Annotated in this window: 23 protein-coding genes and 1 tRNA gene; 16 read left to right on the forward strand and 8 right to left on the reverse strand. The window is 66.1% G+C overall.

Annotated elements, in window-relative coordinates; translation table 11 throughout:
• The first annotated feature begins 320 nt into the window (after positions 1-320).
• The 6 genes from rnr to DIE08_RS29595 all read left to right on the forward strand — a co-directional run bounded on the left by rnr (position 321) and on the right by DIE08_RS29595 (position 7,530).
• A complete protein-coding gene (rnr, locus tag DIE08_RS29570) occupies positions 321-2,774 on the forward strand; it encodes a ribonuclease R (protein ID WP_124905107.1) in 2,454 nt (817 codons plus the stop codon).
• A gap of 151 nt (positions 2,775-2,925) precedes the next feature.
• Positions 2,926-3,669 carry a 23S rRNA (guanosine(2251)-2'-O)-methyltransferase RlmB gene (gene rlmB, locus DIE08_RS29575; RefSeq protein WP_059467602.1) on the forward strand — a complete coding sequence of 248 codons (744 nt, stop codon included), beginning with the start codon at positions 2,926-2,928 and terminating at the stop codon, positions 3,667-3,669.
• Between the two features lie 100 nt (positions 3,670-3,769).
• Positions 3,770-4,642, forward strand: coding sequence for an N-acetylmuramoyl-L-alanine amidase (locus DIE08_RS29580; protein WP_124905109.1), 873 nt, complete (start codon positions 3,770-3,772; stop codon positions 4,640-4,642).
• Positions 4,643-4,749: 107 nt separating this feature from the next.
• Positions 4,750-5,442 carry a ribose-5-phosphate isomerase RpiA gene (gene rpiA, locus DIE08_RS29585; protein WP_124905111.1) on the forward strand — a complete coding sequence of 231 codons (693 nt, stop codon included), beginning with the start codon at positions 4,750-4,752 and terminating at the stop codon, positions 5,440-5,442.
• Between the two features lie 283 nt (positions 5,443-5,725).
• A complete protein-coding gene (locus DIE08_RS29590; RefSeq protein WP_059603302.1) occupies positions 5,726-6,442 on the forward strand; it encodes a FadR/GntR family transcriptional regulator in 717 nt (238 codons plus the stop codon).
• Positions 6,443-6,543: 101 nt separating this feature from the next.
• Positions 6,544-7,530 carry a Gfo/Idh/MocA family protein gene (locus DIE08_RS29595; protein ID WP_124905113.1) on the forward strand — a complete coding sequence of 329 codons (987 nt, stop codon included), beginning with the start codon at positions 6,544-6,546 and terminating at the stop codon, positions 7,528-7,530.
• A 63-nt stretch (positions 7,531-7,593) separates the two neighbouring features.
• Here DIE08_RS29595 and DIE08_RS29600 read toward each other — a convergent pair whose 3' ends face one another.
• From DIE08_RS29600 to DIE08_RS29630, 7 genes are all read right to left on the reverse strand, one after another.
• The gene (locus DIE08_RS29600) at positions 7,594-8,286 is read right to left on the reverse strand and encodes an amino acid ABC transporter permease (RefSeq protein WP_059684552.1); all 693 of its coding nucleotides are present in this window, start codon (positions 8,284-8,286) and stop codon (positions 7,594-7,596) included.
• 122 nt (positions 8,287-8,408) lie between these two features.
• Positions 8,409-9,203, reverse strand: a complete 795-nt coding sequence (locus DIE08_RS29605; RefSeq protein ID WP_059603294.1) for a cystine ABC transporter substrate-binding protein — start codon at positions 9,201-9,203, stop codon at positions 8,409-8,411.
• 102 nt (positions 9,204-9,305) lie between these two features.
• Positions 9,306-10,343, reverse strand: coding sequence for a quinone-dependent dihydroorotate dehydrogenase (locus tag DIE08_RS29610; RefSeq protein WP_059603292.1), 1,038 nt, complete (start codon positions 10,341-10,343; stop codon positions 9,306-9,308).
• 179 nt (positions 10,344-10,522) lie between these two features.
• Positions 10,523-11,353, reverse strand: a complete 831-nt coding sequence (locus DIE08_RS29615; RefSeq protein ID WP_059603289.1) for an arginyltransferase — start codon at positions 11,351-11,353, stop codon at positions 10,523-10,525.
• A 33-nt stretch (positions 11,354-11,386) separates the two neighbouring features.
• The gene (aat, locus tag DIE08_RS29620; RefSeq protein ID WP_059532910.1) at positions 11,387-12,151 is read right to left on the reverse strand and encodes a leucyl/phenylalanyl-tRNA--protein transferase; all 765 of its coding nucleotides are present in this window, start codon (positions 12,149-12,151) and stop codon (positions 11,387-11,389) included.
• An 11-nt stretch (positions 12,152-12,162) separates the two neighbouring features.
• Positions 12,163-12,708, reverse strand: coding sequence for an NUDIX hydrolase (locus tag DIE08_RS29625; RefSeq protein WP_059603283.1), 546 nt, complete (start codon positions 12,706-12,708; stop codon positions 12,163-12,165).
• Positions 12,709-12,880: 172 nt separating this feature from the next.
• Positions 12,881-12,957: transfer RNA gene (locus tag DIE08_RS29630), tRNA-Met, on the reverse strand.
• Between the two features lie 216 nt (positions 12,958-13,173).
• Here DIE08_RS29630 and DIE08_RS29635 point away from each other — a divergent pair.
• The 3 genes from DIE08_RS29635 to DIE08_RS29645 are packed head-to-tail and all read left to right on the forward strand — an operon-like array spanning position 13,174 to position 15,193.
• Positions 13,174-13,671: a heme-degrading domain-containing protein gene (locus DIE08_RS29635; protein WP_124905115.1), complete on the forward strand. Its 498-nt coding sequence runs from the start codon at positions 13,174-13,176 to the stop codon at positions 13,669-13,671.
• Between the two features lie 3 nt (positions 13,672-13,674).
• The gene (locus tag DIE08_RS29640) at positions 13,675-14,013 is read left to right on the forward strand and encodes a multidrug efflux SMR transporter (RefSeq protein WP_034186989.1); all 339 of its coding nucleotides are present in this window, start codon (positions 13,675-13,677) and stop codon (positions 14,011-14,013) included.
• A 31-nt stretch (positions 14,014-14,044) separates the two neighbouring features.
• A complete protein-coding gene (locus DIE08_RS29645) occupies positions 14,045-15,193 on the forward strand; it encodes an enoyl-CoA hydratase/isomerase family protein (RefSeq protein ID WP_124905117.1) in 1,149 nt (382 codons plus the stop codon).
• Between the two features lie 124 nt (positions 15,194-15,317).
• Here DIE08_RS29645 and DIE08_RS29650 read toward each other — a convergent pair whose 3' ends face one another.
• On the reverse strand, positions 15,318-15,746 hold the full coding sequence (locus tag DIE08_RS29650; protein ID WP_124905119.1) for a hypothetical protein: 429 nt from the start codon (positions 15,744-15,746) through the stop codon (positions 15,318-15,320).
• A 341-nt stretch (positions 15,747-16,087) separates the two neighbouring features.
• On the opposite strand from DIE08_RS29650, the gene ssuD reads away from it, so the two are divergent.
• The 7 genes from ssuD to dusA all read left to right on the forward strand — a co-directional run bounded on the left by ssuD (position 16,088) and on the right by dusA (position 21,065).
• Positions 16,088-17,245 carry an FMNH2-dependent alkanesulfonate monooxygenase gene (ssuD, locus tag DIE08_RS29655; RefSeq protein WP_124905121.1) on the forward strand — a complete coding sequence of 386 codons (1,158 nt, stop codon included), beginning with the start codon at positions 16,088-16,090 and terminating at the stop codon, positions 17,243-17,245.
• A 16-nt stretch (positions 17,246-17,261) separates the two neighbouring features.
• A complete protein-coding gene (gene ssuC, locus DIE08_RS29660; RefSeq protein WP_059603273.1) occupies positions 17,262-18,074 on the forward strand; it encodes an aliphatic sulfonate ABC transporter permease SsuC in 813 nt (270 codons plus the stop codon).
• Positions 18,071-19,030, forward strand: a complete 960-nt coding sequence (locus DIE08_RS29665; RefSeq protein ID WP_124905123.1) for an ATP-binding cassette domain-containing protein — start codon at positions 18,071-18,073, stop codon at positions 19,028-19,030. Before ssuC ends, DIE08_RS29665 begins: the two co-directional genes overlap by 4 nt.
• 58 nt (positions 19,031-19,088) lie before the next feature.
• Complete coding sequence (locus tag DIE08_RS29670) at positions 19,089-19,304, forward strand: molybdopterin-binding protein (protein ID WP_006400187.1); 216 nt, start codon at positions 19,089-19,091, stop codon at positions 19,302-19,304.
• Between the two features lie 140 nt (positions 19,305-19,444).
• Positions 19,445-19,642: a hypothetical protein gene (locus DIE08_RS29675; protein ID WP_124905125.1), complete on the forward strand. Its 198-nt coding sequence runs from the start codon at positions 19,445-19,447 to the stop codon at positions 19,640-19,642.
• Positions 19,643-19,697: 55 nt separating this feature from the next.
• On the forward strand, positions 19,698-19,952 hold the full coding sequence (locus tag DIE08_RS29680; RefSeq protein ID WP_059524526.1) for a hypothetical protein: 255 nt from the start codon (positions 19,698-19,700) through the stop codon (positions 19,950-19,952).
• Positions 19,953-20,078: 126 nt separating this feature from the next.
• A complete protein-coding gene (dusA, locus tag DIE08_RS29685) occupies positions 20,079-21,065 on the forward strand; it encodes a tRNA dihydrouridine(20/20a) synthase DusA (protein ID WP_059603269.1) in 987 nt (328 codons plus the stop codon).
• Positions 21,066-21,122: the final 57 nt, after the last annotated feature.

Here is a 21,122-nt window from a genome sequence, read left to right on the forward strand (position 1 = left end):
ACTCGAACCTCCACGGTGTTGCCACCGCTAGGACCTGAACCTAGTGCGTCTACCAATTCCGCCACCTGGGCACGTTTTGCAGTAGCTGCTTGCTGCAAAGAAGTGAAATTATAGCGCCCCAATTAATTGTGTCAACATTTTTTTGCAATGCACTGCAAACCCGCCGCTGCGGCGCCGGCACGCGGCATTCGCGTCTTTTGGCAACACAGGCGGGTGATAGAATGATCCGCCGCCGTCACTATAGAACTGTCTGACGGACACTTCTATGTTGATGCCGTGCACCATCAGTCAACGCAACGAGAACAATCATCGACAAACCCTTGAGCAAATATCCGTACCCCATTCCGAGCCGTGAAGAAATTCTCGGCGTGCTGCGTACGAGCGACGCGCCGCTGGCAGCCAACGACATCGCCGAAGCGTTGTCGATCAAACGCCAGGAACGCGAAGGGTTCTTCCGGCGTGTCGCCGCGATGGAACGCGACGGCCAGATCCGCCTCGACAAGCGCGGCCACTATCAGCTCACCCATCCGTCGAATTTCGTCGCCGGCCGCGTGCAGGGGCATCGCGACGGCTACGGATTCGTGATCCGCGACGACGGCCAGGACGACCTGTTCTTGCCGAACGCCGAAATGCAAAAGGTCATGCACAACGACCGCGTGCTCGCGCGGATCGTCGGCTACGATCGCCGCGGCCGTCCGGAAGGCCATGTCGTCGAAGTGACCGAGCGCGCGAACAAGCGCGTGATCGGCCGCCTGCTCAACGAGAACGGCGCGCTGATCGTCGCACCCGAAGACAAGCGCATCGGCCACGACATCCTGATCACGCAGAACGTGAAGAAGGCGAAGGTCGGTCAGGTCGTCGTCGTCGAACTGACCGACTTCCCGAGCCGCCATTCGCAACCGCTCGGCCGCGTCGTCGAGGTGCTCGGCGACATCGACGATCCGGGCATGGAAATCGAGATCGCGGTGCGCAAGTACGGCGTGCCGCACGAATTCGGCCAGCGGGCGCTCGACGATGCCGCCGCGCTGCCCGACGCGGTCCGTCCGGCCGACCTGCGCTTCCGCGTCGATTTGCGCGACGTGCCGCTCGTGACGATCGACGGCGAGGACGCCCGCGACTTCGACGATGCCGTCTACTGCGAGCCGACCAAGGTCGGGCGCGGCGACGGCTACCGCCTGATCGTCGCGATCGCCGACGTGTCGCACTACGTGCAGCCGGGCAGCGGCCTCGACGCCGACGCGCTGGAGCGCAGCACGTCGGTCTATTTCCCGCGCCGCGTGATCCCGATGCTGCCGGAGAAGCTGTCGAACGGGCTGTGCTCGCTGAATCCGCAGGTCGACCGCTGCGTGCTCGTGTGCGACATGGTGATTACTGCGCGCGGCGAGATCAAGGCGTACCAGTTCTATCCGGCGGTCATCCATTCGGCCGCGCGCCTGACGTACACCGAAGTCGCGGCCGTGCTGTCGAACACGAAGGGGCCGGAGGCCGCGCGCCGCGCGGACCTGCTGCCGCACCTGCAGGATCTGTACGGCGTCTACAAGTCGCTGTTCGCCGCACGCCAGAAGCGCGGCGCGATCGACTTCGACACGACCGAGACGTACATCGTCTGCAACTCGCAGGGCAAGATCGAACAGATCGTGCCGCGTCAGCGCAACGATGCGCACAAGCTGATCGAGGAATGCATGCTGGCCGCGAACGTCTGCGCGGCCGATTTCCTTAAGCGCAACAAGCATGCGGGCCTGTACCGCGTGCACGCGGGGCCGACGCCGGAAAAGCTCGAGAACCTGCGCGCGTTCCTGCGCGGCATGGGCCTGTCGCTCGGCGGCGGCGAGAAGCCGCATGCGAGCGACTATGCGGCGCTGATGGCGCAGATTCGCGACCGGCCCGACGCGCAGATGCTGCAGCCGATGCTGCTGCGCTCGATGCAGCAGGCCGTCTACAGCCCGGACAACATCGGCCACTTCGGTCTCGCGTATGAGGCGTACGCGCACTTCACGAGCCCGATCCGCCGCTATCCCGACCTGCTCACGCACCGCGCGATCTACGCGATCCTGTCGGGCAAGAAGTACACGCCGAAGGCACCGGACGGCTTCGAGCTGAACACCGCGCTGTCGCCACGCGCCCGCGCGATGCAGCAGGCCGACGACGAAGCGCGCGGCCGTTCGCGCGTGAACACCGCGATCTGGGAAGAGCTCGGCCTGCATTGCTCGGCGAACGAGCGGCGTGCCGACGAAGCGTCGCGCGACGTCGAGGCCTGGCTCAAGTGCTACTTCATGCGCGACAAGCTCGGCGAGGAATACGGCGGGATGGTGAACGGCGTCACGTCGTTCGGCATCTTCGTGCAGCTCGACACGCTGTTCATCGAAGGGCTCGTGCACGTCACGGAACTCGGCTCGGACTACTTCCAGTACGACGAGATCAAGAACGAGCTGCGCGGCGAGCGCACGGGCATCCGTTATCGCCTGTCGGATCGCGTGCGCGTGCAGGTGAGCCGCGTCGATCTCGATGCGCGCAAGATCGACTTCCGCCTCGTGCGCGACACGCCGGTGAAGGCGCCGCGTCCCGCATCGGCGCCGGTTGCTGTCGGCAACGGCAACGATCGCGGCGGCCCGCGCGTGCGCTCGTTGCCGCCGGTGGAGGAAGCCGCGCCGCGTCGCAAGCGGACGGCCAGCGCACCGGCCGCCGCGGTAAACGACACGCGTGCGGCGAAGAAGAAGGGCGGCGTGGCGGCGAAGACGGCCGCGAAGAAGGTACACGCCCGCAAAAAGTATTGAGCGTTTGGGGCAGCGCACGCGCGTGCCCCTGCAGTATCGAGAGACGCCGCGTTCTACCGGTCACCGGCCGGCAACGCGGCGCTTTCCTTTTCCATGGATCGCGGCTGCGCCCATCGCGCGGCCGCACGTTTGATCGAAGGTTGTTCCAGTCATGTCACGTCTGAAGGTTCTTTACGGTTTTCATGCGGTGACCGCACGTTTGCGGCACGATGCGTCGACGGTTGCGGAGGTGCTGTACGACCAGACGCGCCGCGACCGCCGCATGCAGGACTTCCTGCACGCCGCGAAGGAAGCGGGCGTGCGGCTGATCGCAGCCGATGAAACCCGCCTGTGGGGTCTCGCGCATACCGAGCGCCACCAGGGCGTCGTCGCGCGCGTCGAGGACGTTCCGCTCGCACAGAACCTGTCCGAACTGCTCGACGGCATCCAGGGTCCAGCGCTGCTGCTGGTGCTCGACGGCGTCACCGATCCGCACAACCTCGGCGCATGCCTGCGTGTCGCCGATTCGGCCGGTGCGCATGCGGTGATCGCCCCGCGTGACCGCGCGGTCGGCCTGAACGCGACCGCGGCGAAGGTCGCAAGCGGCGCGGCCGACACGGTGCCGTACATCACGGTCACGAACCTCGCCCGCGCGCTGCGCGAGCTGAAGGAGGCCGGCGTGTGGATCATCGGCACGTCGGACGAGGCGCCGGGGACGCTGTACGACACGAAGCTCGATGGTCCTGTCGCCATCGTCATGGGTGCGGAGGGCGAAGGCATGCGTCGGCTCACGCGCGACACCTGCGACGAAGTGATGAGCATCCCGATGGCCGGCAGCGTCGAAAGCCTGAACGTGTCGGTCGCGAGCGGCGTGTGCCTTTACGAAGCGGTGCGGCAGCGGCGCGTGAAGGGCTGATATACGGGCTGACCCACGCGGCCCGATGCGCGGGCCGTTACGCCCCGAACGACGCGTGCCGCGACTGCGCGCGGCACGCGGCTCCCGGAACTCGCGGACCATGACCCTGTTTCGCCTCGGCGCATTGTGCGCCATCCTCGGCCTGCTGGCCGCCTGTACATCGCCGTCGCTGGTCGAGCGCGGTGCCTACTACGCCGATACGAGCCTGCATGCGCGCGGCGCCGATTCGCGGATCCGCTTTCTCGTGATGCATTACACCGAAAGCGACGAAGCGAGATCGCTGAGCACGCTGACGGGCGATTCAGTCAGCGCGCACTACGTCGTGCCGCCGCAACCACGCGTCGAACACGGGATGCCAGTCGTCTACCAGCTCGTTCCCGAATCGAAACGCGCATGGCATGCGGGTATCAGCGAATGGCAGGGCACGACCGAGCTCAACGCGGCGTCGATCGGCATCGAGAACGTGAACCGCGGCCCGCTCGATCCGCAAGACCGCACGTGGCAGCCGTATCCGCCCGAACAGGTCGATGCGCTGATCCGCCTGTCGAAGGACATCGTCGCGCGCTACGGAATTTTGCCGACGCGCGTGGTCGGGCACAGCGACATCGCGCCACAACGCAAGATCGATCCGGGGCCGCTGTTCCCGTGGCACGCGCTTGCGCAAGCCGGCGTCGGTGCGTGGCCGGACGATGCGACCGTAGCCGCGCGACTAGGCGGCCGCGATCCGCACGCGCTCGTCGACGTGCGGGAACTGCAGCTGAAGCTTGCGCGCTACGGCTATGACGTGCCAACCGACGGCGTGCTCGACGCGCGCACGCAACGCGTATTCTCGGCGTTTCAGATGCATTTCCGGCCATCCGACTATGCGGGCAACCCGGACGCCGGGACCGATGCGATCGCGCAAGCGCTGCTCGACAAGTATTTCCCCGCCACGCCACCTGCGGAGGACGGTGCCGCAACGGGCGCGCCCTGACGATCGATCAGCGCGCGAGGCACTGCAACACGCACCGAAAAAGCCCGGGTCGTCATCCGAGTCCGGTAAACTGCCGGTTTTCCGCAATCCCGCTGTATTCCCACCCCATGACTCAAGACGAACTCAAACGCCTGGTCGGCCACGCAGCCGCCGATTATGTGATCCAGAACGTGCCGGAAGGCGCCGTGATCGGCGTCGGCACCGGCTCGACCGCCAACTGCTTCATCGACGCGCTCGCGGCCGTCAAATCGCGCTACCGCGGCGCCGTGTCGAGTTCCATCGCGACGACCGAACGCCTCAAATCGCACGGCATCAAGGTGTTCGACCTGAACGAGGTCGAATCGCTGCAGGTGTACGTCGACGGTGCCGACGAGATCGACGCAAGCGGCGCAATGATCAAGGGCGGCGGCGGTGCGCTGACGCGCGAGAAGATCGTCGCGTCGGTGGCCGATACGTTCGTCTGCATCGCGGATGGCAGCAAGCGCGTGCCGGTGCTCGGCGCATTCCCGCTGCCGATCGAGGTCGTGCCGATGGCGCGCACGGCGATCGGCCGGCGCTTGGCCGCGCTGGGCGGCGTGCCGGTGTTGCGCGTGACGAAGGACGGCGAGCCGTACATCACCGACAACGGCAACGAAATCATCGACGTGAGGGGGCTGCAGATCACCGATCCGCGCGGTTTCGAAGCGCAGGTGAACGCATGGCCGGGCGTCGTGACGGTCGGCCTGTTCGCCGAGCGCGGCGCGAATCTGTGCCTGCTCGGCACGGCAAACGGCGTTGAAACGATCGTTTATCCCGATTAATCGAAACTGAATGAGAAGCAGTCCGTAATGGCGTCAGGATGCCGTAATGGATTGCATGTTTAAATTCGACGAAAAGCCCGGCCCGGCAAGCGCAGCGCGCTTTCCGGGCTTTTTTTGAAGCCTTATAAATCACCACATCAGAAAGAGGGATAACCCTGTCAGGTGTTTACCAGATAGCGAAATATCCCCGAACTCATCAACTTATAGATCATAAGAACAGTAGTAACCAGGGCCGGCGGAACTGCGGAGCAGGTGTTCGCAAATCGACGCACGGGGAGGTGTCATGGAGCAGGGCAAAGACCGGTCACTGGTCGCCAAAGTGATGGATGGGCTTGTCTCGGGTATCGTCGAGGACAAGTACGGCGGCATCTTGCCGCCGCAGGACGTGCTGTCGAAAGAGTTCGACGTGAGCCGTACGGTGATGCGCGAAGCATTGTCGATGTTGCTTGCGCGCGACATGCTCGACGTGCGTCCGAAAGTCGGTACGCGCGTTCGACCGATGCGCGACTGGCGCATGATCGATGAAGACGTGGTGAGCTGGCGGTTCCGTGCAAAGCCGGATCCGCAGTTCATGCGCGACGTCATCGAATTCCGGATGCTGATCGAACCGCGCGCGACCGCGCAGGCGGCCGTTCGTGCGACGGCGGTCGACATCGCGGGCATTCGTGAGGCATTCGAAGCGTTCAAGGTGTTGCAGCCGGGCGACCCTGGATACGACACGGCGGACGAACTGCTGCACACGCGGATCGTTCAGGCGAGCGGCAACCAGTTTTTCCAGCAGATGGCGGCCATCGTGCGCGGCGCGGTTCGCCTTGTGAATCCGCGCGTTGCGCAGAAGGAGGGGGCGCACGACGTCGCGGTGAAGGCGCATGCGCGCGTCGTCGATGCGATCGAACGCCGCGACCCGCGCGAAGCCGAAGCGGCTTCGCTCGCGTTGATCGATTTCAGCGCCGACGAGATCTCGCGCGATTTCTCCGTCGACGTACCCGTGCGCGCCTGAATCGACACGCGTCGCTTATCCGTGTGCCGGCGAGCCGTTTATCATGACGGCCGACCGGCAGCGTGCCGGCCACCGTCATACGACCGACACGGAAGATCCGGATGAACGACCTCGACAACCGCCCGGTGCGCTTCGGCATCGTCGGCGCAGGCAGCATCGCACGCCGATTCGCGCAAAGCCTCGCTCACGTGCCGGGTGCCACGCTCGCCGGCGTATGGGCACGCCGCGCCGACGCGGCAACCGCCTTTTGCGACAGCTGCGGTGGCGCGCCTGCCGCCAGCCTCGACGCGCTCCTCGCGAGCGACATCGACGCGATCTACATCGCGACACTCCACGACAGTCACGCGCACTACGCGCAAGCGGCGCTGGCCGCCGGCAAGGCCGTTCTGTGCGAAAAACCCGCGACGCTGAACGCGATGCAACTCGACGCCGTGCTGGATGCGGCACGCGTTGCCGGACGGCTCTTCATGGAAGCGATGAAGCCGCCGTTCTTTCCGCTGTATCGTCAGTTGCGCGCGCACCTGCACGACGACCCGATCGGCGAAATCCGGCTCGTGCGCGCGGGCTGCGCGTCGTCGTCGGTGCCGGGCGACCATTCCGTCTATCGACTTGACCGCGCCGGCGGCGCGCTGCTCGACATCGGGATCTACGAAGCGTTTCTCGCGGTCGACTGGCTTGGCGAGGCAGTCGACGTGCAGACGCTCGGCCGCATCGGCGCCACAGGCGTCGACGTGTTCGCGAGCCTGAACAGCCGTCACGCGAACGGCGGCATCGCACAGCTCTTTTGCGGGCTCGACGTGATGGGACGCGGTGACGCGCTGATCGCCGCGGCAGGCGGGCACGTGACGATTCACGAGAAGTGGTGGAACCCCGCGCGGGCGACGATTCGCTATGCGGATGGGCGCACGGTCGAACTCGATGCGCCGATCGATGGCGGTGGCCTGAACTACGAGACCGCGCATTTCTGCGACCTGCTGCGCGCCGGCGAACTCGAGAGCCCGATCATGACGCACGACCATTCGCGGCGAATGATTGCGATGACCGACGCGGCACGCGCGGCGCTCGGCGTGCGCTATTCGGGCGAGTAGGCGGGAAGAAGGGAAGGCGGCAGCCGGGCGCGCAATCGCGGCCCGGCGGGAGATGTTTCGTGATCAGTGCCGCGCGGGCAGCGACAGGCGCTTTTCGTACCAACGCTGGACCCATTCGAGAATCTGGCACAGCACCCAGTAGACAGCGGCGGCGGCCAGGTACAGCGGCAGCGGCTGGTAGGTCGCCGCGATCACTTCCTGTGCGCTGCGCAGCAGTTCGGTCACGGTGATCACCGATACGAGCGACGTGTCCTTGATCAGGCTGATCAGGCTGTTCGACAGGCTCGGCACCGCGATGCGCAGTGCCTGCGGGCCGATCACGTAGCGCAGCGTCTGCCCCCACGACAGCCCGAGGCTGTAGGACGCGAGCCACTGGCCGCGGTGAATGCCGTTGATCGCGCCGCGCATGCTTTCGGACATGTAGGCGGCGACGTTCGCGGACAGTGCGATCACGCCGGCCGGCGTCGGGTCGAGCGAGATGCCGAGGCTTGGCAGCCCGTAATAGATGACGAAGATCTGCACGAGCAGCGGCGTGCCGCGCATCAGGCTCACGTACGCGCGCGCGAGCCCCGCGAGCGCGTTGACCCAGATGCGTTCGAAGCCGTCGAGCGGCTCGCTTTGCCGGATGCCCATCATCGCGAGCACGACGGCGCCGAGCAGGCCGAACACCATCGACAGCACGGCGAACTTGACGGTCAGCACGGCACCCTGGGCGAGCACCGGCAGCGATTGGACGAGCAGGGACGTTGTCGACATGGAATACGAAGCGAATGCGTGCGCGAAAGCGCAATCATAAACCGGACCGATAAAACAAAGGGCGGCATCGTTTCGGATGCCGCCCTTTCCGGCCCGCCGTCAGGCGGGAAACAGAGGCGTGCTTACTTGATCGGCTTCGTCACGTCGATGCCGAACCACTTGTCCGAGATCTTCGTGAACGTGCCGTCGGCTTCGAGTTGCGCCATCGCGTCGCCGATCGCCTTCTGGAACTTCGGGTTGCCCTTCTTGAACGGGATGCCCGACGGGTTCGCCGAGCCGACGTTCGCGCCCGGGCGCAGCGGCAGTTGCGAGTTCTTCGTCAGGTACGCGAGCATCAGGCGGTCGTTGAGCGCCGCATCGAGACGGCCGGCGGCGAGGTCGCGCAGGTACTCCGGCGCGCCCGGGTACGTCTTCACGTCGACGCCGGGCACCGACTTCGCCATGTCCATGTAGTTCGTGCCGAGCGCGACGCCGAGCTTCTTGCCCTTCAGGTCGTCGAGCGACTTGAACTGGCGCGTGTCGTCCTTGCGCTGGATCAGCTGAGCGGACGAGTACGTGTACGCGGGCGAGAAGTCGAGCGTTTCCTTGCGCTTGTCGGTGATGCCGACCTGATTGGCGATCACGTCGAACTTGCCGGCCTGCAGGCCCGCGATGATGCCGCTCCATTCGGTCGTGACGAACTCGGTCTTCACGCCGAGCTTCGCGGCGACGGCCTTCGCGATGTCGACGTCGAAGCCGACGAGTTCGCCTTGCGGATTCTTCGAGTTGAACGGCGGGAACGTACCTTCGAGGCCGACGCGCAGCGTGCCGCGTTGCTTCACCTCGTCGAGGAGGTCGGCCGCATGCGCGGTGGCGGCAGCGAACGACGTACCGATCAGGCCGGCGACCAGCAGCTTCTTCAGCAGCGAAATTTTCATCGTGTGGGCTTCCTTGCCCCAGCGGGGCGCTTGATTCTGAATGTGAGGTCGATCATAGCAAAAACGCAATCGACATCTAAATATCGTTTGATTATAGCTATATTACGCGGCGCGTTCGTGCGCGATCGCCTTCACGCATTCGGCGACGAGTGCAGGGCCGCGATAGATGAAGCCCGTGTACAGCTGGACGAGCGACGCGCCGGCCGCGAGCTTCGCGCGTGCGTCCTCGCCCGAGAAGATGCCGCCGACGCCGATGATCGGCACCGCGCTGCCGACTTCGGCATGCAGCTTGCGGATCACTTCGTTCGATGCGTCGAACACCGGGCGGCCCGACAGGCCGCCGGCTTCGTCCGCGTGCGGCAGGCCCTGCACGGCTGCGCGCGACAGCGTCGTATTGGTGGCGATGACCGCTTCGATCTTGTGGCGCAGCAGCGTGTCGGCGATTTCCTTGACCTGCTCGTCGTCGAGATCGGGCGCGATCTTCAGCGCGAGCGGCACGAGCTTGCCGTGCAGGTCGGCCAGGCGCTGCTGCTTGTCCTTCAGCGCGGCGAGCAGCGCGTCGAGCTCGCCCGCGCCCTGCAGCTGGCGCAGGTTCTTCGTGTTCGGCGACGAAATGTTGATCGTCACGTAGCTCGCGAACGGATACACGCGCTCGAGGCAGTACAGGTAATCCTCTGCGGCGCGTTCGATCGGCGTATCGGCATTCTTGCCGATGTTCAGGCCGAGGATGCCGCGATAGCGGGCGGCCTGGACGTTCTTCACGAACTGGTCGACGCCGTGGTTGTTGAAGCCCATCCGGTTGATCAGCGCTTCGGCCTGCGGCAGGCGGAACATCCGCGGGCGCGGGTTGCCCGGCTGCGGGCGCGGCGTGACCGTGCCGACCTCGATGAAGCCGAAGCCGAGCGCCGCGAGGCCGTCGATGGCCGCGCCGTCCTTGTCGAGACCGGCGGCGAGGCCGACCGGGTTGCGGAACGTGAGCCCCATCACCGTGCGCGGCGCATCGGGCACGCGGGCCGACAGCGCGCAGGCGAGGCCGGTGCGGCCGGCCGCGCCGAGCGCGCGCAGCGTGAGGTGGTGAGCGTCTTCCGCATCCATCTTGAACAGGGATGCGCGGGCCAGCGGATAGAGGGAACTGAACACGGGAATTGGGCGGACGGCCGGAATGAATGACAACCCGCTATTTTACCGGGAGTTGTGCGGCAAGGGCGGGCTTCGCTTCGTGGCGGCCCGCGGCGACGGTCGGCGTGCCGCGCGTCAGCCGCTTCATGGCCGGGACGGACGCGCGCCGCTCTCGTGCAACCGCGCCGGTGTCGCTCACGTCAGCCCGACCCGGAATGTCCACCCGGCAGCGGCGCGCGGGCGAGTGCCGCGTCGACCGGCGGCAGATCGACCCGATCCGGATCGAGCACTTTCCAGCGGCCGTCGAGCAACCCTTCGAGCGGATGGAAGTTTGCCTTGTAGGCCATCTTCGGGCTCTCGCGGATCCAGTATCCGAGATACACGTACGGCAGACCGAGGCTTTTAGCCTGTTCGATCTGCCACAGGATGTTGTACGTGCCGTAGCTCGTGTGCTGGTCGTCCGGCTCGAAGAATGTATAGACCGACGACAGTCCGTCGCCGAGGATGTCGATCATGCTGACCATGCGCAGCTTGCCGGGCTCGCCGCCCGGCGCGTCGAGGTCGCGGAATTCGACGAGGCGCGAATTGATCCGGCTCTGCAGCAGGAATTGCTCGTACTGGTCGCGGCTGTCGCGATCCATGCCGCCGCCCGCGTGGCGCGCCGACTGGTAGCGCATGTAGAGCGCGTAGTGCTCCTCGTCGTAGTGCAGCGGCGAGACCGTCGCGACGAGCGCGCGGTGCCGCTTCCACATCCGGCGTTGCGTGCGGGACGGCTTGAACGCGCCGACCGGCACGCGCACCGGCACGCAGGCGCGGCAGCCGTCGCAGTATGGGCGATAGGTGAACACGCCCGAGCGCCGGAAACCGGCCTTCACGAGCTCGGTATAAATATCGGAATTGATCAGGTGGCTCGGCGTCGCGACTTGCGAGCGCGCGACGCGGCCGTCCAGATAGCTGCACGGATAGGGCGCCGTTGCATAGAATTGCAGCGCCGAAAGCGGTGAAAGCGGCAGCTCAGTCGGGTGAGTCATGGGCAGCTCTCGATGCAGGGAGGGAGTGCCGCGCTAGCGCTCGATCCCGGAGGGGGCGGCCGGTTCTGCGGGGCCCGTCAGTGCGGCGAGCGCGCGCTTGTCGAACTGCCACGGAATCGGCGGTTCGGCTACCGCGCGGCGCACGTGAGCGACAAAGGCCTTGCGTGCGATCTCGCGGCCGCCGAGCGACGCTAGATGCGACGTATTCTGCTGGCAGTCTATCATCTCCAGCCCCTGCTCGCGAAGATGGGCAACGAGCGTCGCCAGTGCGATCTTCGACGCATCGGTGGCATCCGCGTACATCGATTCGCCGAAAAACATCCGTCCGAACGCGACGCCGTAGAGGCCGCCGACGCGGCGCCCGTCATGCCACGTCTCGATGCTGTGCGCGTTGCCGGAACGATAGAGCGACGTATACGCGTCGATGATTTCGGCCGTGATCCAGGTGCCGCGCTGCCCGCGACGCGGCGCCTGCGCGCACGCGCGCATCACGCCCGGAAAGTCGTGGTCGACGCGCACTTCCCACGCGGGGTCGCGCAGCACGCGCCTGAGCGTCTTGCGCAGCGACGGGGACACCTTGAATTCGGCTGGCACGAGGACCATCCGCGGGTCGGGGCTCCACCACAGCACGGGTTGACCGTCCGAATACCACGGGAAGATGCCGCGCAGGTAGGCCTCGATCAGGCGCGACGGTAGCAGGTCGGCGCTCGCGGCGAGCAGCCCCGGCGCGCCGGTCGCCGGACCGAGCGCGCGTTCGATGGGCGGGAACGGATCGTCCGGGCCGAGCCAGGGGACCATGGGGCGCGGGCTCAGCCGTTGCGCAGCGAGCGGAAGATATCGCCGGTATGCACGCCGTAGTCGCCGGCGGCGCGATCGGCGAAGAAGAAACGCAGCGTCTGGCTGACGGTCGGGAACGCGATTTCGTCCCACGGAATGTCGGCTTCGTCGAACAGCTTGACTTCGAGGCTTTCCTCGCCGGCCTCGTAAGCCGGATCGGTGAGCCGCGCCAGATAGAACAGGTGGACCTGGTGCACGTGCGGCACGTTGAGGAGCGTGAACAGGTTCTGCACCTCGACGCGTGCGCCGGCTTCCTCGAGCGTTTCGCGCGCGGCGGCCTCGGCCGTCGTCTCGCCCATCTCCATGAAGCCCGCCGGCAGCGTCCAGAAACCGTAGCGCGGTTCGATCGCGCGGCGGCACAGCAGCACCTGTTCGCCCCAGACCGGCACCGTGCCGACCACGTTACGCGGATTCTGGTAATGGATCGTGCCGCAGTGATCGCAGACGAAGCGCTCACGGTTGTCGCCCTGAGGAATGCGCGCGATGACTTCGTGACCGCAGACGGAGCAGAATTTCATGTCGAGTGGGAGGGACGAGGTGATGCGAGTGTATCACCGGGGCGGGGCATTCTTGAACGCGAGCGCATGCGCGCGGCGTGCGGTGCGAAGCACAACGTGTGATGCGCGGAATCGGGCGCCGAAAAACAAAAAGCCCGGCATTGAGCCGGGCTTTTTGCATGAATCGGGACGTTGGTTGCGGGGGTAGGATTTGAACCTACGACCTTCGGGTTATGAGCCCGACGAGCTGCCAGACTGCTCCACCCCGCGTCCGTCGAAGAAATGAATTATATGGACTATCCGGAACGCTTGCAAGCACTTTCTGACAATCGCGTCGCAATCGCCGGCGGGGCGTTTGCAGGGCCGGTACGGCAGGCGCGTGAGCTAGAATCGAGCGGTTTGCTTGTGTCGTTCATTCCTGCAGCGGAGTCGCGCGCGAATTGCGTCGGTGCCGTTGCAACACTTGACTACTGCATCGACGGATTCATGGACATCGCTCACGATCTGCAATCGATCGGCGCGCAGGAACAGGCGCTTGTGTTTCCCCATTTCGACCCGGCTCGCGCCTGGGCGCTCGGCAACCGGATGCACGCGCTCGCGACGTCGCGCGGTCATGCAATCGCGATCGACATCGTCACGTTCGGCCAGCCGCTGTTTTATGCGGCGCTCGCCGGTGCGACCCCCGACAACGCCGACTGGGTGCGCCGCAAGCGCAACGTCGTCGCGCATTTCCGCCGCAGCTCGTATGCGATCGGCCTGCGCATGCAGCAGACCGGCGTCACGCTCGCCGAGAAGCACGGACTGCCGATCTCGGAATATTCGCCGCACGGCGGCGCGTTTCCGCTGACTGTCGCGGGGGCCGGCGTGATCGGCTCGATCACCGCATCGGGGCTGCCGCAGCGCGCGGATCACGAGTTCGTCGTCGAAGCGCTGTGCGCGGAGCTTGGGCAGGACTACGCCGTGCTGGCACTTGCAAGGAGCTGAGCGATGCAGCTTCCGGGTTACGCATGGCTCGCGATCGCGATCGTCGCGGAAGTGGTCGGCACGTCCGCGCTGCGCGCGGCGGACGGTTTCACGCGCTTCTGGCCGTCGGCGCTCGTCGTGGCCGGTTACGGCATCGCGTTCTACTGTCTGTCCCTCACGTTGCGCACGATGCCCGTCGGCATCATCTATGCCGTGTGGTCGGGTGCCGGCATTGTGCTGATCACGCTCGTCGCGATGCTGCTCTATCGCCAGGTGCCGGACCTGCCGGCCGTGATCGGCCTCGGGCTGATCATCTCGGGCGTCGTGGTGCTGAACCTGTTCTCGAAGATGCAGGCGCACTGAGCGTGCGCCCGCGATACGCCGGATGACTCACATGACCGATTCCACTTCCGCTTCCGCGGAATCCGCCCAGCACGATGTCCGCGCGTATGTCGCGAACCGCATCGGCTATCTCGAACTGAACCGGCCGAAGGCGCTGAATGCGCTGTCGGTCGGGATGATCCGGCTGATGCAGCAGGCGCTCGACGCGTGGCGCGACGACGCCGACGTGGTCGCCGTCGTCGTGCACAGCCCGCATCCCCGCGCGTTCTGCGCGGGCGGCGACGTGCGTTTCTTCCACGACGCCTGGCAGCGTGGCGACCGCGATGCGGTCGATACGTTCTTCATCGAGGAATACACGCTCAACCATACGATCTTCACCTATCCGAAACCGTACATCGCGTTGATGCACGGCGTCGTGATGGGCGGCGGCATGGGCATTTCGCAGGCGGCACGGCATACGGGCGGCCTGCGTGTGGTCACCGACTCGACGAAGATGGCGATGCCCGAAACGCGCATCGGCCTGTTCCCCGATGTCGGGATGAGCTGGTTCCTCGCGCGCACGCCGGGCGCGATCGGCGCCTATCTCGCGGTGACCGGCGCGACGCTCGACGCGGCCGGCGCACTGTATGCGCAGCTTGCCGACGCATACCTGCCCGACGCCGCGCTGCCGGCGCTGTTCGATACGCTGCGCAGCGCGCGCATCGACAGCGGCGCGCAGGCGGTCGCGTGCGTGGCCGACGCGGCCGCGTCGCACAAGGTCGTGCCGACGCCCGACACGTCGGCGCTGGCCGACGCGCACGCCGGGATCGACCGGCATTTCGCGCAAGCCGATATCGGTGCGATCCTCGCATCGCTCGACGCCGAGCAGGATTGCGCTGCGGTCGACGGATGGGTCGGGAAGGCGACCGATGCGATGCGCAGCCAGCTGTCGCCGCTGTCGATGGCCGTATCGCTCGAAGTCGTCGAACGGGCGCGCGGGGCGACGATGGCCGATTGCCTGCGGCGCGACCTCGACCTCACGCGTTCGACGTTCGCGCACGGCGACGTGATCGAAGGCGTGCGCGCGCTGATCGTCGACAAGGACCATCAGCCGGCCTGGCGTTTCAAGTCGATCGCCGATATCGACCGCGCCGACGTCCTCGCGATGTTCGACAGCCCGTGGACGCCCGACACGCATCCGCTGCGCAACCTGAAGGACTGACGCGCCGCGGTATCGCCGCGAAAAGCAAAAAGGCCGCCTGCATTGTGCGCAGGCGGCCTTTTCATTTGGGGATGCCGACCCGGCCTGGCGGCAGTGGGCCGGGGGCCGTGCCGCAAGACGTGCGTTATTCGTCGCCGGCGTCGTCCGACATGAACGCGCGCATGAACACGAGCGCGCCGAAGCCCCAGACCGCGTTCGCTGCGAAACCGGCGGCGAGCACCGGCATCATGTTGCCCGACGGCCAGATCCCGCGCAGCGGATCGATCGCGAATACGCGGGCGGCCGTCAGCACGATGCCGCCGAACACCAGCGAGCCGATCCACGGCGCCTCACGATCCGGCGTCACGCGCAGCAGCCACGCCATCGGAATCGCGCAGCACGCGCTGATCAATGCGTTCGCAACAAATTCAGGAATGCCGAGCGGCGCGAAAGGTTGCGTGGAGAACCCGGTGGCGGCGATCAGGTCGGCCGTATGCAGGAGCGCGAGCGTCGCTTCGCGAAAGAAGAGGGCGGCCAGGAAGCCGGACAGGAACGGCAGGATGACTTTCTGCATCGGTGAGTGCATTGCACGCGCGGCCGGCCGGGGCCGTCCGGGCGAAGTTATTCGGATAGGTGCGTCATTATAGGGCCCGGCCGACGCGATATTCGCTGGAGCGTCGTGCTAATCACGAAAGCGGAAAACCTAAGCTCAAAAAAATCGTTCCAAAGCCCTGCAGCGATCCATAGACTGATTTCCCAGAAACAGCCGTGCAATAGCGTACTCGCCCGCGGCACGGCCTGACCGGCGAGCCATCCCGATTCGAACGCACACCATGCATGCGTCGCTCATCCGCGACGCGAGCAGGGGCTCGTTTTATCCAGATTCCGGCAAGAACAGTCAAGCAGGAGCAGCAGATGAATGTTTTTTGGTTTATTCCCACACACGGCGACAGCCGTTACCTCGGCACCGCTGAAGGCGCGCGCGCCGCGGATTACGATTATTTCAAGCAGATCGCCGTCGCGGCCGACACGCTCGGCTATGAAGGCGTGCTGCTGCCGACTGGCCGTTCCTGCGAGGATGCGTGGGTCGTCGCGTCGAGCCTGATTCCGGCGACGCAGCGCCTGAAGTTCCTGGTCGCCGTGCGTCCCGGCATCGCATCGCCCGGCCTGGCGGCGCGGATGGCCGCGACGTTCGACCGTCTGTCGGGCGGCCGCCTGCTGATCAACGTCGTAACGGGTGGCGATGCCGCCGAGCTCGAAGGCGACGGACTGTTCGCCGACCACGACACGCGCTACGAAATCACCGACGACTTCCTGAACATCTGGCGCGGGCTGCTGTCCGCATCGCACGACAACGGCGGGTTCGACTACATCGGCAAGCACCTTCAATCGAAGGGCGGCAAGGCGCTGTATCCGCCCGTGCAGCGCCCGCATCCGCCGTTGTGGTTCGGTGGATCGTCGCCGGCCGCGCACGCGATCGCCGCCGATCACATCGACACCTATCTGACCTGGGGCGAGCCGCCCGAGGCCGTCGCGAAGAAGATCGCCGATATTCGCGCCCGCGCCGAGGCGCGCGGCCGCAAGATCAGGTTCGGCATCCGCCTGCACGTGATCGTGCGCGAGACCGAGGACGAAGCCTGGCGCGATGCCGAGCGCCTGATCAGTCGTCTCGACGACGAGACGATCGCTCGCGCGCAGAAGGCATTCGCGAACATGGATTCGGAAGGCCAGCGCCGGATGGCCGCGCTGCACGGCGGCAAGCGCGGCGGCCGCGAGGCGCTCGAGGTGTATCCCAACCTGTGGGCCGGTGTCGGTCTCGTGCGCGGCGGCGCGGGTACCGCGCTCGTCGGCAACCCCGAGCAGGTCGCGGAACGCATGCGCGAATATGCGGATCTCGGCATCGAGACGTTCATCCTGTCCGGCTATCCGCACCTCGAGGAGTCGTACCGTTTCGCCGAGCTCGTGTTCCCGCTGATCAAGGGCAAGGGTGCGGCGCGGCCGTCCGGTCCGCTGTCGGGGCCGTTCGGCGAGATCGTCGGCAACAACTACCTGCCGAAGGCGAGCCAGAGCTGAACGAAGGAGGCCTGAGATGACAACGAAGACGTCGACGACGCGCGCGGCCGTGGCCGCCCGCGCCTGGCGCGGCATCGCGCCGTGGCTCGTGCCGCTCGTGCTGCTGGTCGCATGGGAGGTCGGCGCGCGCGTCGGCTGGCTGTCGACTCGCGTGCTGCCCGAGCCCGTGGCGGTCGTGCGTGCCGCGTGGTCACTCGTGACATCGGGCGAGCTGTGGGCGAACGTGAAGGTCAGTACCTGGCGCGCGCTGTTCGGTTTCGCGATCGGCGGTGGCGTCGGCCTGGCGCTCGGGCTCGCGACCGGCCTGTCGAAAGCAGCGGAGGTCGCGCTCGATTCGACCATCCAGATGATCCGCAACATCCCCGCGCTCGCGATGATTCCGCTCGTGATCCTGTGGTTCGGCATCGACGAGAAGGCGAAGCTGTTTCTCGTCGCGCTCGGCGTGTTCTTTCCCGTCTACATCAACACATATCACGGGATCCGCTCGGTCGACGCGAACCTGATCGAGATGGCGAAGAGTTACGGCGTGCGCGGCTTCGCGCTGTATCGCGACGTGATCCTGCCCGGTGCATTGCCGTCGATTCTCGTCGGCGTGCGCTTCGCGCTCGGGCTGATGTGGGTGATGCTGATCGTCGCGGAAACGATCTCCGCGCAGTCGGGCATCGGCTACATGACGATGAACGCGCGGGAATTCCTGCAAACCGATGTGGTGGTGGTCGGCATCCTGCTGTATGCGGTGCTTGGCAAGTTGGCCGACGTGCTCGCGAAATCGATCGAGCGCGTGACGCTGCGCTGGCACCCCGCTTATCAATCTGGAGCAAAGGCATGAATGCGACGACTTCGGCGGTCTCCTACGGCCCGCTCGCCGGTGCAGACCTTGAGGCCGAGCTGGCGCACGCACGCGTGACGGACGACGACGCACGCAATGCGGCGATCGTCGACCGGAACGGCGGTGCATCCGTCGTTCCGCTTGCGCGGCGGCGGACGGGCGGCCCGGCACAGGACGACGCGGTGACGCTGTCTGGCGTCAGCAAGCGCTTCGGCGCGCGCACCGTGCTCGACAACGTCGAACTCGGCATCGCGCGCGGCAGCTTCGTCGCGATCGTCGGCCGCAGCGGCTGCGGGAAATCCACGCTGCTGCGTCTCGTCGCGGGGCTCGAGGAACCGAGCAGCGGCGCGCTCGTGACGCGCGGCGACGGCGGCGGCGCGCTCGACACGCGGATCATGTACCAGGATGCACGGCTGCTGCCGTGGAAGACCGTGCTGCAGAACGTGATGCTGGGCCTTGGCCGCGGCGCACGCGATCAGGCGCGTGCGGTACTCGACGAAGTCGGTCTGATCGAGCGTGCGAACGACTGGCCTGCGCAGCTGTCCGGCGGCCAGCGGCAGCGCGTCGCGCTCGCCCGTGCACTCGTGCACCGGCCGCAATTGCTGTTGCTCGACGAGCCGCTCGGTGCGCTCGACGCGCTGACCCGCATCGAGATGCATGCGCTCATCGAACGGTTGTGGCGCGAGCATCGGTTCACCGCGCTGCTCGTCACGCACGACGTGCAGGAAGCCGTGGCGCTCGGCGACCGGATCCTGCTGATCGAGCAGGGACGTGTCGCGCTCGACCAGCCGGTGCCGCTCGACCGGCCGCGTGCGCGCGCGTCGGCCGCGTTCGCGGCGCTCGAGGACCGCGTGCTGCAGCGTGTGCTCGCGGGCGGGCCCGGCGGTGCCGGGCAGCACGTCGCGGCTGAAGCCGATCACGTACGGCCGGCCGGGCAGATTCGCTGGGCCGTTTAAATCCGGGCGGCACCGGCCGCCCGTTCTCAGACTTTTTTTGTTCGGAGCGATCAACCCGATGAGCATCACTGCAATCAACGTGCGCAACCAGTTCAAAGGCAAGGTGAAGGAGATCATTCGCGGGCCCGTGGTCTCCGAGGTCGACGTCGAGACGCCGTTCGGCATCGTCACGTCGGTGATCACGACGCGCTCGGTCGACGAACTCGAACTGAAGGTGGGTGCGGAAGTCGTCGCGCTCGTGAAATCCACCGAAGTGTCGATCGCGCGACTCTGAGCGTGTTTCCGATGCCGGGCGCCGCGGACGGGCCATCCGGCCATCCGTCGCGCCTGGTATTTTGGTTCTGCGTTTGCCTCGGTATTCGCCGTCCGGACGAAGTGCTAGGATGGAACGACACCGACCCCGGAGGGCAACGCATGACCCCCATCCTTTCACCCGAAGCCTTCGAGGCGCTGAAGTGGGTCGACCAGTTCGGCGACACCCGTCCGGTCCCCGCCGCGTTCGACGATGTCGTCTATGCGTTGCTGAACGAAGGGCTGATCTATCAGGCGGCGGCCGACCGTGTCGACCTGACCGCCGACGGCAAGTCCGTTTTGTCTAACGAATACGATTGAGCGCACGGCGCCGGCTGCCGAGGCGGCCCGGCGTTGCTTCGCCACGGAGCGAGCGATGGAACCGAGAGGCAGCGATCTCGGCGATTTCAGCGAGCCGTACCGCGGCTACGAGATCGAAGTGAAGACCGAGCAGGTGTGGGACGGCGAGCATGCGCACTACCGCGTGCTGCAGGGCGCGGCCGTGCGGATCGACTGGCGGCTCGTGAAAGTCGACGGGATGCTGCTGACCGAACGGCGCGTGATCGAGCGCGTACTCGAAGAGGCGCGGCGGGCCGTCGACGCCGAACTGGGCGAGGGCGGGCCGGTCTAGTCAGGCTGCCGGGCCGGCCTGGTCGCGTTGCGGTAAAATCTCGGGTTGTTTCCCGCGCCGCTTGCTGCCCCGAATTCCATGTCCGCATCGTCCTCGCTTCCCCCCCGCCGCGTTTCCGTCGCGCCCATGCTCGACTGGACCGACCGTCATTGCCGGTCGTTCCATCGCACGTTGACGCGCGACACGTGGCTGTATACGGAAATGATCACGACGGGCGCGCTGCTGTTCGGCGACGCCCAGCGGCATCTCGCGTTCACGCCGAACGAATCGCCGGTCGCGCTGCAGCTGGGCGGCAGCGAACGGGACGATCTCGCGCGCGCCGCGAAACTCGGCGAGCAGTGGGGCTATGACGAGATCAATCTGAATTGCGGTTGTCCGTCCGAGCGCGTGCAGCGCGGTGCGTTCGGCGCGTGCCTGATGAATGAGCCGCAACTCGTTGCCGATTGCGTGAAGGCGATGCGCGATGCGGTGTCGGTGCCGGTCACGGTCAAGCATCGGATCGGGGTCGACGCGGTCGAGGACTATGCGTTCGTGCGGGACTTCGTCGGCACGGTGGCTGAGGCGGGCTGCGAGACGTTCGTGGTGCACGCGCGCAATGCGATCCTGAAGGGGCTGTCGCCGAAGGAGAACCGCGAGATCCCGCCGCTCAAGTACGACTACGCCTATCAGCTGAAGCGCGATTTCCCGTCTCTGGAGATCGTGATCAATGGCGGGATCAAGACGCTCGACGAAGTCGCGCAGCATCTCGAACATGTGGACGGCGTGATGCTCGGCCGCGAGGCGTATCACAACCCGTATGTGCTCGCGGGCGTCGATGCGCGCTTCTATGGGTCGACTGCGGCGATGCCGACGCGCGAGGAGGCCGAGGCGAAACTGATCGAATACTGTGCGGCGGAACTGAAGCGCGGCACGTATCTCGGTGCGATCGTCCGGCACGCACTCGGGCTGTATCGCGGCGTCGCGGGCGCGCGCGGCTGGCGTCGCGTGCTGTCGGACAACAAGAAGCTCGCACGTGGCGATCTGGCCGTGTTCGACGAGGCACGCACGCATCTGAACGATGCTCTCGAAAATTTTGAAAAAAATGCTTTGCAAGACGGAAAAGTCTTCGTATAATCTTGTTCTTCGCTGCTGAACACGAAACGAAACAGCGAAGAATCAAAGCAGTATCAG

Origin of the sequence: Burkholderia sp. Bp9004 (assembly GCF_003858025.1) — a bacterium.
In the GTDB taxonomy this organism is placed as follows: Bacteria; Pseudomonadota; Gammaproteobacteria; order Burkholderiales; family Burkholderiaceae; genus Burkholderia; species Burkholderia diffusa.